General features: G+C 51.6%; 10 protein-coding genes, 4 tRNA genes and 1 rRNA gene. 14 read left to right on the top strand and 1 reads right to left on the bottom strand.

Annotation, left to right across the window (positions count from 1 at the left end):
- The 3 genes from rrf to birA all read left to right on the top strand — a co-directional run.
- Positions 1–88, top strand: a 5S ribosomal RNA gene (rrf, locus tag ABIB18_RS22345); the annotation flags it as partial.
- A gap of 149 nt (positions 89–237) precedes the next feature.
- A complete protein-coding gene (gene murB, locus ABIB18_RS22340; protein WP_159222931.1) occupies positions 238–1,275 on the top strand; it encodes a UDP-N-acetylmuramate dehydrogenase in 1,038 nt (345 codons plus the stop codon).
- Positions 1,272–2,231 (top strand): bifunctional biotin--[acetyl-CoA-carboxylase] ligase/biotin operon repressor BirA, encoded by a 960-nt coding sequence (gene birA / locus ABIB18_RS22335; RefSeq protein WP_089562634.1) that lies wholly within the window; start codon positions 1,272–1,274, stop codon positions 2,229–2,231. The genes murB and birA overlap by 4 nt, the downstream gene beginning before the upstream one ends.
- A gap of 45 nt (positions 2,232–2,276) precedes the next feature.
- Here birA and coaA read toward each other — a convergent pair whose 3' ends face one another.
- On the bottom strand, positions 2,277–3,224 hold the full coding sequence (coaA, locus tag ABIB18_RS22330) for a type I pantothenate kinase (protein ID WP_031377820.1): 948 nt from the start codon (positions 3,222–3,224) through the stop codon (positions 2,277–2,279).
- 806 nt (positions 3,225–4,030) lie between these two features.
- Here coaA and ABIB18_RS22325 point away from each other — a divergent pair.
- The 11 genes from ABIB18_RS22325 (at position 4,031) to rplL (ending at position 9,577) form a co-directional block, all read left to right on the top strand.
- Positions 4,031–4,106 (top strand) — tRNA-Thr (locus tag ABIB18_RS22325).
- Between the two features lie 7 nt (positions 4,107–4,113).
- Positions 4,114–4,198, top strand: a tRNA-Tyr gene (locus tag ABIB18_RS22320).
- Between the two features lie 193 nt (positions 4,199–4,391).
- Positions 4,392–4,466: transfer RNA gene (locus ABIB18_RS22315), tRNA-Gly, on the top strand.
- A 5-nt stretch (positions 4,467–4,471) separates the two neighbouring features.
- A tRNA-Thr gene (locus ABIB18_RS22310) sits at positions 4,472–4,547 on the top strand.
- A gap of 109 nt (positions 4,548–4,656) precedes the next feature.
- Positions 4,657–5,841, top strand: coding sequence for an elongation factor Tu (tuf, locus tag ABIB18_RS22305; RefSeq protein WP_176035909.1), 1,185 nt, complete (start codon positions 4,657–4,659; stop codon positions 5,839–5,841).
- A gap of 229 nt (positions 5,842–6,070) precedes the next feature.
- Entirely contained in the window at positions 6,071–6,454 is a 384-nt protein-coding gene (secE, locus tag ABIB18_RS22300; protein ID WP_031376913.1) for a preprotein translocase subunit SecE, read from the top strand.
- A 1-nt stretch (position 6,455) separates the two neighbouring features.
- Positions 6,456–7,001, top strand: a complete 546-nt coding sequence (gene nusG / locus ABIB18_RS22295; RefSeq protein ID WP_003848088.1) for a transcription termination/antitermination protein NusG — start codon at positions 6,456–6,458, stop codon at positions 6,999–7,001.
- A gap of 147 nt (positions 7,002–7,148) precedes the next feature.
- The gene (gene rplK, locus ABIB18_RS22290) at positions 7,149–7,577 is read left to right on the top strand and encodes a 50S ribosomal protein L11 (RefSeq protein WP_006121495.1); all 429 of its coding nucleotides are present in this window, start codon (positions 7,149–7,151) and stop codon (positions 7,575–7,577) included.
- A 3-nt stretch (positions 7,578–7,580) separates the two neighbouring features.
- A complete protein-coding gene (gene rplA, locus ABIB18_RS22285; protein ID WP_031376914.1) occupies positions 7,581–8,285 on the top strand; it encodes a 50S ribosomal protein L1 in 705 nt (234 codons plus the stop codon).
- A gap of 365 nt (positions 8,286–8,650) precedes the next feature.
- Positions 8,651–9,148 (top strand): 50S ribosomal protein L10, encoded by a 498-nt coding sequence (gene rplJ, locus ABIB18_RS22280; RefSeq protein WP_003848098.1) that lies wholly within the window; start codon positions 8,651–8,653, stop codon positions 9,146–9,148.
- A 66-nt stretch (positions 9,149–9,214) separates the two neighbouring features.
- Positions 9,215–9,577 (top strand): 50S ribosomal protein L7/L12, encoded by a 363-nt coding sequence (rplL, locus tag ABIB18_RS22275; RefSeq protein ID WP_006121499.1) that lies wholly within the window; start codon positions 9,215–9,217, stop codon positions 9,575–9,577.
- Positions 9,578–9,878: the final 301 nt, after the last annotated feature.

Below are 9,878 nucleotides of genomic sequence, written 5' to 3'. Positions count from 1 at the left end.
CTGACCCCATGCCGAACTCAGAAGTGAAACGCCGTAGCGCCGATGGTAGTGTGGGGTCTCCCCATGCGAGAGTAGGGAACTGCCAGGCATCATACGAGTGAAGAAGCCCCGCACGAAAGTGCGGGGCTTTTTTACGTCTGCAGATCGCTGAAATTTTCGCTGAGAACCTGAAATTCCCCCTGCAACACCCGTCTGATACGGTAAACTACGGCCAGATTAATCAGTTAAGGCCGTCAAATGTCCAGCCAACACCCCTCATTAAAAGCCGACAATACGCTTGGGCTTGCCATTCATACCCAACAACGCATTGTGGCGGAAACTCCAGCCGCTATCCTGGCTGCCTGGCAAGCAAGCCAGCATCAACAAACGCCGTTTATGGTGTTAGGTGAGGGCAGCAACGTGCTGTTCCTGGAGGATTTCGCCGGCACGGTGGTACTGAACCGTATCAAAGGAATCGGGATCCGGGATGAGTTCGAGTACTGGAAACTGCACGTTGGGGCAGGTGAGAACTGGCATCAATTGGTGAAAAGTACGCTGGAAAAGGGCATTACCGGCCTGGAAAATCTGGCGTTAATCCCTGGCATGGTCGGTTCTGCACCGATCCAGAATATCGGCGCCTATGGCGTTGAATTAAAAGACGTATGCGAATATGTCGATGTGCTCAATCTGCGCACCGGTCAGACGGAGCGGCTCGATCGCGACGCCTGCGAGTTCGGCTACCGCGACAGTATATTTAAACACCGCTACCAGTCTGGCTACGTGATTGTGGCCGTAGGGATGATTCTGCCAAAACAATGGCGACCGATCCTGACCTACGGCGATCTAAAAACGCTTAATCCCGTCACCGCAAATGCCTGGGATGTTTATCAAGCAGTTTGTGAGATGCGTCAGAGCAAGTTACCCGACCCCAAAATCACCGGTAATGTGGGCAGCTTTTTCAAAAACCCGGTGATCAGCCAGGCGCAGGCCAGCCTGCTGCTGGCTCGCTTTCCGTCGATGCCAAATTATCCACTGGCGAGCGGCGAAACCAAACTGGCTGCAGGGTGGCTTATTGACCAATGCGCGTTAAAGGGCTTTCGTATGGGTGGCGCAGCTGTGCATCAGCAGCAGGCCCTGGTGTTGATCAATGCTGATGATGCGACCCCTGACGACATTGTGGCGCTGGCCCGAACCGTACGTACCCGGGTGGGTGAAAAATTTGATGTCTGGCTTGAGCCTGAAGTCCGGTTCATTCAGGCACAGGGTGAATGCAATGCTGTTGAGGTGATCGCATGAAGGACCATAATGTCCCGCTGAAACTGGTCGATATTTTGTCTGATGGCGAGTTTCATTCTGGCGAGCAGTTAGGTGAAACCCTCGGTATGAGCCGGGCAGCCATCAATAAGCATATTCAGACGCTAAAAAGCTGGGGCCTCGACGTTTATACCGTAACCGGGAAAGGCTACAGCCTGTCCGCGCCCATCCAGTTGCTGGATGAACAGGCGATTCTGTCACGGGTTAAGCAGGGCAATGTTTCAGTCATTCCGGTTATTGATTCGACCAATCAGTATTTGCTGGAGCGGATGCATGAGCTGCAATCGGGTGCTGCCTGTATTGCTGAATATCAGCAGGCGGGTCGCGGACGCCGTGGTCGGCAATGGTTCTCACCGTTTGGTGCCAATCTCTATATGTCGATGTACTGGCGTCTGGATCAGGGGCCTGCAGCCGCTATGGGGCTTAGCCTGGTGATTGGTATTATCATGGCTGAAACATTGCACGCGCTAGGTGCCACCGATGTACGGGTAAAATGGCCCAACGATATATACCTCAACGATCGCAAACTGGCAGGTATTCTGGTCGAACTTACCGGTAAAACCGGCGATGCTGCGCATATTGTGATGGGGGCCGGGATTAACCTGGCGATGCGTTCAGCGGATGCGTCCCAGATCAATCAGGGCTGGATCAACCTGCAGGAAGCAGGCGTAACGGTTAACCGTAATGAACTGGCCGCCAGCCTGATTAACAGCCTGCGTGACGCACTGCCGATGTTTGAGCAGGAAGGACTAGCGCCGTTTGTTACGCGCTGGGCAGCACTCGATAATTTTATTAATCGACCGGTTAAGCTGCTTATTGGCGAACGTGAGGTGCATGGCATTGCCCGGGGAGTAGATAGCCAGGGCGGGCTGTTATTAGAGCAGGATGGCGAAATAAAATCGTGGGTTGGCGGAGAAATATCACTTCGGCCAGTCTGAATATAAAAAGGCCTGCACGAACGCAGGCCTTTTTTATTGAACCGTTTATTTACGCAGTCGGACCTTGTCGACCGCATGATTACCACTCTTAGTCATAATCAGGCTGGCTCTTTCGCGCGTTGGCAGAATGTTTTCCTGCAAATTCAGCCAGTTAATCTCTTTCCACAAGTTGCCTGCTATTTCAATCGCTTCCGCTTCAGAGAGCTGGGCATAATGATGGAAATAAGAATCAGGATTGGTAAACGCACCCTGACGGAATTTCAGGAAGCGATTGATATACCATCTCTGCAACAGATCTTCTGCCGCATCGACATAAATAGAGAAATCGACAAAATCGGAAACGAAGACATGATGGGGATCGTGTGGATAATCCATCCCACTCTGTAATACGTTAAGCCCTTCCAGAATCACAATATCAGGTTGCTGAATAACCTTGTCGCCATCCGGGATGACATCGTAAATCAGATGCGAATAAACCGGTGCGGTCACCTGACTGGCACCGGACTTGAGGTCGGAGACAAACTTCACCAGCCGGTGCATATCATAAGACTGCGGGAAGCCTTTTTTCTTCATCAGGCCCCGTTCTTTCAGCACGGCATTGGGATGAAGAAAACCATCCGTAGTGATCAGCTCAACTTTACGATGCTCAGGCCAGCGGCTCAGCAGCGCCTGTAACACGCGTGCAGTGGTGCTTTTTCCCACCGCGACGCTGCCGGCGATGCTGATAATGTAGGGGATCTTTTGCCCGTTAGTCCCGAGGAACTGCTCCAGCACCGCCTGACGACGTACATTCGAGCTGATATAAAAATTGAGCAGACGTGAAAGCGGCAGATAAATCTCTGCGACTTCTTCCAGCGAGAGGTCTTCATTGATCCCCTCCAGCTGGGCGATCTCCTCTTCTGACAGCGTCATAGGGACAGAATCGCGTAATGCAGCCCACTGTTTACGAGTGAACTGCAAATAAGGCGTCGTCAAGGGTGTCGTTTTATCCATAAGCATGCATCTGACCGCAAATTCGTTACATTCAGGAGATTGTCACCCGGATAGGGTAAGACAACATGGTAAATATGAATCGCGGATCACGAGTTTATCATTGAGAACAATGGGCTGGAGGGTATCACCAGTAAGGCTTTTAACAGAAGTAAAAAGATAAATGTGCACTCGCTTTCGTCGGCAGGCCCACAAACTTACGTCGGGCAGCCCATAAAATAGTGCAATCCTGTTAAAGGCTGACCCGCATTACGTCATAACTTTGCGCTGTGCTATTGCTACTCACGCTGAGTATAGCGTGACAATGCTGATTCGCCCGATGAGGCCTGTAACCGCGTCTGTCGCCACGCTGACGCAACAGCCTGGCCCATGAGCGCAAGGTGGCGCAGATGAATCATCAGGCGGTGATACGCCAGAACAGGACAGCATACCGCCTATGAGCGTGTAGAGGAGGCAATCAGGTTGGCAGGGTGGGACTGACCCGCAGTCAGACAGGTGCGCCCGATTTAGCCGCCGGATAAGTAAAGGGGCAGGGGCAGGGGCAGGCTAAAAAAGCAGCACTTAATCTCCTGGCCGCAAAATAAATTTATTGCTGCAGCGCGCTGACCGGCAAAAAAGGGGAGCGATCAGCCAGTCACAGGCGTCCGCAGACTGGCTGCCATCCAGTAAAACGCCAGTGAATTGCACAATAATTCTGCATAAAAACGCTAAATTGCGATGATTTGCACAAATAGTAAGCGATAGCGCAATTTAAGCGATTTTTTTGTTGCATCCTGAAGCCGACCTTCCTAGAATGCGCGTCACTTGATGCCGGCTTAGCTCAGTTGGTAGAGCAACTGACTTGTAATCAGTAGGTCACCAGTTCGATTCCGGTAGCCGGCACCATCAAGTAGGTGGGATTCCCGAGCGGCCAAAGGGAGCAGACTGTAAATCTGCCGTCACAGACTTCGAAGGTTCGAATCCTTCTCCCACCACCATCTCAATCTCACGGTTGAGACCAGATAAACAACCTGTTTATCTGTCAGGTGAGTCACTTCTTCTCACCCTGAATTCAGGCTGGGCATTAGCGCAGTCAAAGTCGGTCAGCTTCGCTGACAGGCTGTGAATAATAGGGGAACATCCTCTGTTACTCACAAGCTACAGAAAGAACAGGTAGCCGAGTTCCAGGATGCGGGCATCGTATAATGGCTATTACCTCAGCCTTCCAAGCTGATGATGCGGGTTCGATTCCCGCTGCCCGCTCCAGATGTGCTGATATGGCTCAGTTGGTAGAGCGCACCCTTGGTAAGGGTGAGGTCCCCAGTTCGACTCTGGGTATCAGCACCACTTCCTTTATCTCCCTCCTGATTTTCTCTCTGTAACTTCCTTGCAGTCAGGCATTGCCTGGTTAATGTGATGATATCTTTGATATATCCGTGTCTTAGAGGGACAAGCGATGGCTAAAGAGCAATTTCAACGTAACAAACTGCACGTAAACGTGGGCACCATCGGTCACGTTGACCACGGTAAAACCACCCTGACTGCAGCTATCACCACCGTTCTGGCAAAAACTAACGGCGGCCAGGCGCGTGCATTCGATCAGATCGACAGCACGCCTGAAGAAAAAGCGCGTGGTATCACCATCAACACCGCACACGTTGAGTATGAGACGGCTTCTCGTCACTACGCTCACGTTGACTGCCCAGGCCACGCCGACTATGTGAAAAACATGATCACCGGTGCTGCGCAGATGGACGGCGCGATCCTGGTTGTTGCTGCGACTGATGGCCCAATGCCACAGACCCGTGAGCACATCCTGCTGGGTCGTCAGGTTGGCGTTCCTTACATCATCGTGTTCCTGAACAAGTGCGACATGGTTGATGATGAAGAGCTGCTGGAACTGGTTGAGATGGAAGTGCGTGACCTGCTGTCACAGTACGATTTCCCAGGCGACGACACCCCAATCGTTCGTGGTTCTGCGCTGAAAGCGCTGGAAGGCGAGCCAGAGTGGGAAGCGAAGATTGTTGAACTGGCTGAACACCTGGATAACTACATCCCGGATCCAGTCCGTGCGATCGACATGCCGTTCCTGCTGCCAATCGAAGACGTATTCTCAATCTCTGGCCGTGGTACTGTTGTTACCGGTCGTGTTGAGCGCGGCATCGTTAAAGTCGGCGACGAAGTTGAAATCGTGGGTATCAAAGATACTGCGAAATCAACCTGTACCGGTGTTGAGATGTTCCGTAAGCTGCTGGACCAGGGTCAGGCAGGCGAAAACTGTGGTGTTCTGCTGCGCGGTATCAAGCGTGAAGACATCCAGCGTGGTCAGGTTCTGGCTAAGCCAGGCACCATCAAGCCACACACCCAGTTCGAGTCAGAAGTTTACGTTCTGTCTAAAGACGAAGGCGGCCGCCATACTCCATTCTTCAAAGGCTACCGTCCTCAGTTCTACTTCCGTACTACTGACGTAACGGGCTCAGTTGAGCTGCCAGAAGGCGTTGAGATGGTAATGCCAGGCGACAACATCAAAATGGTTGTTACCCTGATTCACCCAATCGCGATGGACGAAGGTCTGCGCTTCGCAATCCGCGAAGGCGGCCGTACCGTTGGTGCGGGTGTTGTTGCTAAAGTTATCGCTTAATTATCGATAACGTTTGACGCAATGCACACGAAAAGGGCATCATTTGATGCCCTTTTTGCACGCTGCTTCATAGAACCTGGCTCATCAGTGATTTTCGATCATAATCATTGCTGAGACAGGCTCTGTTATGCGGCGTAGGATACCGAGTTACGCCCCAAAAGCTCATTCGGTTTGGATGCCTCGCACTGCGGGGCAGAATAGTTTCTGAATTATTGTGGCAGGTTGGTTTATGAGTGCGAATACCGAAGCTCAAGGGAGCGGGCGCGGCCTGGAAGCGGTAAAGTGGGTAGTAGTGGTGTTACTACTGCTCGCAGCGATCGTAGGTAACTACCTCTATCGTGATGTGACACTGCCTCTGCGCGCGTTAGCTGTAGTTGTGCTGATTGCAGCGGCCGGCGGCATTGCGCTTTTAACGACCAAAGGCAAAGCGACCGTGGCTTTTGCTCGTGAAGCAAGAACCGAAATGCGTAAGGTTATCTGGCCAACCCGCCAGGAAACGCTGCACACCACGTTAATCGTTGCCGCGGTTACCGCCGTGATGTCACTGATTTTGTGGGGGCTGGATGGTATTCTGGTCCGTCTGGTATCGTTTATCACTGGCCTGAGGTTCTGAGATGTCTGAAGCTCCAAAGAAACGCTGGTACGTCGTACAGGCGTTTTCCGGTTTTGAAGGCCGCGTAGCACAGTCGCTGCGCGAGCACATCAAATTGCACAACATGGAAGAGCTGTTTGGCGACGTCATGGTTCCGACTGAAGAAGTCGTTGAGATTCGTGGCGGCCAGCGTCGTAAGAGCGAGCGCAAGTTTTTCCCGGGTTATGTCCTGGTCCAGATGGTCATGAATGACGCAAGCTGGCACCTGGTCCGCAGCGTTCCGCGCGTGATGGGTTTCATCGGCGGCACCTCTGACCGTCCAGCGCCTATCAGTGACAAAGAAGTCGACGCGATCATGAACCGTCTGCAGCAGGTTGGCGATAAGCCACGGCCGAAAACGCTGTTCGAGCCAGGTGAAATGGTTCGCGTTAATGACGGTCCGTTTGCTGACTTTAATGGCGTCGTTGAAGATGTGGATTACGAGAAGAGTCGTCTGACTGTCTCCGTTTCCATCTTTGGACGTGCAACACCGGTTGAACTCGACTTCGGTCAGGTGGAGAAAGGTTAACCTCTTTCCGCTCACAATTTAGCTGTTGCAGCAGGCGCGAAATTTAACTACAATTTCGCGCCTTTTGTTTTTATGCGCTGGCAACAGCGTGTGAATCGTTATCACGGGGAGCCTTTTCAGGCGCTATAACCCAATTGAGGAAATATCATGGCTAAGAAAGTCCAAGCCTACGTCAAGCTGCAGGTTGCAGCTGGTATGGCGAACCCAAGTCCACCGGTTGGTCCAGCACTGGGTCAGCAGGGTGTTAACATCATGGAATTCTGTAAAGCGTTCAACGCGAAGACCGAATCTCTGGAAAAAGGTCTGCCGACTCCTGTTGTTATCACTGTATACAGCGACCGTTCTTTTACCTTCATTACCAAAACGCCTCCGGCTGCCGTACTGCTGAAAAAAGCAGCGGGCATCAAGTCTGGTTCTGGTAAGCCGAACAAAGATAAAGTCGGTAAAGTGACTCGTGCTCAGGTACGTGAAATCGCAGAAACTAAAGCTGCGGACATGACTGGTTCTGACGTTGAAGCGATGACTCGCTCCATCGAAGGTACTGCTCGTTCCATGGGCCTGGTAGTAGAGGACTAAGAAATGGCTAAGCTGACCAAGCGCATGACCGTAATTCGCGACAAAGTTGACGCGACCAAGCAGTACGACATTGCTGAAGCGATCGCTCTGCTGAAAGAACTGGCTACCGCTAAGTTCGTAGAAAGCGTTGACGTTGCTGTAAACCTCGGCATCGATGCTCGTAAATCTGATCAGAACGTGCGCGGCGCGACCGTTCTGCCACACGGTACTGGTCGTTCAGTACGTGTTGCTGTCTTCGCCCAGGGCGCCAACGCTGAAGCTGCTAAAGCAGCAGGCGCTGAGCTGGTAGGTATGGAAGACCTGGCCGATCAGATCAAGAAAGGCGAAATGAACTTTGACGTTGTTATTGCTTCTCCGGATGCAATGCGCGTTGTTGGCCAACTGGGCCAGGTTCTGGGTCCACGTGGCCTGATGCCAAACCCGAAAGTCGGTACTGTAACCCCTAACGTTGCTGAAGCAGTTAAGAATGCTAAAGCGGGTCAGGTTCGTTATCGTAACGACAAAAACGGCATCATCCACACTACCATCGGTAAAGTGGACTTCGACGCTGACAAACTGAAAGAAAACCTGGAGTCTCTGCTGGTTGCGCTGAAAAAAGCTAAACCATCTCAGGCGAAAGGCGTGTACATCAAGAAAGTTAGCCTTTCAACCACCATGGGCGCCGGCGTTGCCGTTGACCAGGCTGGTCTGAACGCAACAGCAAACTAATTGCTGCTTGAAACGGGCGAAAAATTCACCTAGAATCTTACGCCCGTTGTTCTGTTAATAGCAGAACCGATACCAGAGAGTCAGAACCGGTCGCTGCGTTTATCGCCTTCCCGCTTTGAACCCTGCTGCATCAAACAGAATTTAGGTTGGAGCCAGGCCTTATCCTGGCCTCCGTCCAAGACCGCAGGAGCAGCTTATCTTCGGATATTCCGCTTAATTCCCTGCGTAGACGGTGACAGAACCAAAAGAATTTTTTCTTAGCTGGATTCTGCTCACCGTGTTCGAGCGCTTATTTCCCTTCGGGTGAGTAAGTGAAGTGAGTTCCGGGGAAATCCTTCCCCGGTCAAATCCAGGAGCAAAAGCTAATGGCATTAAATCTTCAAGACAAACAAGCGATTGTTGCTGAAGTCAGCGAAGTAGCCAAAGGCGCGCTTTCAGCGGTTGTTGCGGATTCCCGTGGCGTTACCGTTGATAAAATGACCGAACTGCGTAAAGCAGGTCGTGAAGCTGGCGTTTACATGCGTGTTGTTCGTAACACCCTGCTGCGCCGCGTCGTTGAAGGTACTCAGTTTGAGTGCCTGAAAGACACGTTTGTTGGTCCGACCCTGATTGCATATTCTATGGAACACCCGGGCGCTGCTGCTCGTCTGTTCAAAGATTTCGCGAAAGCGAATGCAAAATTTGAGGTCAAAGCTGCAGCCTTTGAAGGTGAGCTGATCACGGCGGCTAATATTGACCGTCTGGCAACTCTGCCGACCTACGAAGAAGCACTGGCACGTCTGATGTCGACCATGAAAGAAGCCGCTGCTGGCAAACTGGTCCGCACTCTGGCTGCTGTACGCGATGCAAAAGAAGCGGCTTAAGGCCAGATTCTTTTTCTTCGTACTTGCTAACGTATAAACTTTTTCTGATTCTTAGGAACAATTGTCATGTCTATCACTAAAGACCAAATTCTGGAAGCTGTTGCAGCTATGTCCGTAATGGAAGTAGTTGAGCTGGTTTCTGCTATGGAAGAAAAATTCGGCGTTTCTGCTGCTGCCGCTGTAGCTGTTGCTGCTGGCCCAGCTGAAGCTGTTGAAGAAAAAACTGAATTCGACGTTATCCTGAAAGCTGTTGGCGCGAACAAAGTAGCAGTAATCAAAGCCGTACGTACTGCAACTGGTCTGGGCCTGAAAGAAGCCAAAGATCTGGTTGAAGCAACTGGCGTAATCAAAGAAGGCATCAGCAAAGATGACGCAGCTGCACTTGAAGCTGCTCTGAAAGAAGCTGGCGCTGAAGTTGAAGTTAAGTAAGACAACCTTCGGGTTGCAGTCTGAGTAGTTTCAGGCTGATGGCTGGTGACTTTTTGGTCACCAGCCTTTTTGCGCTCCAGGGCCTCAATGGGGTTTCACACTGTTTGTCCATTGTTGCTCTTCAATATCTTTCTCTATCGACGACTTAATATACCGCTTTCCTGTGCGGGTTCCCTGCCCTCGCAACAGCGATGAAATGATTTAAGCGTGATAGAAAGAGGTATTGCACTGCTGCCGCGCAGCCAGTGAATCAAACAAAATCGTGTTGCATGAACTGTCCTGTCAGGACGGACAGCGTGGG

Source organism: Pantoea sp. UYEF8 (assembly GCF_040546285.1).
Lineage (GTDB): Bacteria > Pseudomonadota > Gammaproteobacteria > Enterobacterales > Enterobacteriaceae > Pantoea > Pantoea brenneri.
Note: the sequence above shows the minus strand (reverse complement) of the source record. Positions and strands in the feature narration are given on the sequence as shown.

Coding starts and splice junctions, on each gene's coding strand:
- murB (WP_159222931.1), top strand. CDS start 238: ATGTCCAGCCAACACCCCTCATTAAAAGCCGACAATACGCTTGGGCTT.
- birA (WP_089562634.1), top strand. CDS start 1,272: ATGAAGGACCATAATGTCCCGCTGAAACTGGTCGATATTTTGTCTGAT.
- coaA (WP_031377820.1), bottom strand. CDS start 3,224: ATGGATAAAACGACACCCTTGACGACGCCTTATTTGCAGTTCACTCGT.
- tuf (WP_176035909.1), top strand. CDS start 4,657: ATGGCTAAAGAGCAATTTCAACGTAACAAACTGCACGTAAACGTGGGC.
- secE (WP_031376913.1), top strand. CDS start 6,071: ATGAGTGCGAATACCGAAGCTCAAGGGAGCGGGCGCGGCCTGGAAGCG.
- nusG (WP_003848088.1), top strand. CDS start 6,456: ATGTCTGAAGCTCCAAAGAAACGCTGGTACGTCGTACAGGCGTTTTCC.
- rplK (WP_006121495.1), top strand. CDS start 7,149: ATGGCTAAGAAAGTCCAAGCCTACGTCAAGCTGCAGGTTGCAGCTGGT.
- rplA (WP_031376914.1), top strand. CDS start 7,581: ATGGCTAAGCTGACCAAGCGCATGACCGTAATTCGCGACAAAGTTGAC.
- rplJ (WP_003848098.1), top strand. CDS start 8,651: ATGGCATTAAATCTTCAAGACAAACAAGCGATTGTTGCTGAAGTCAGC.
- rplL (WP_006121499.1), top strand. CDS start 9,215: ATGTCTATCACTAAAGACCAAATTCTGGAAGCTGTTGCAGCTATGTCC.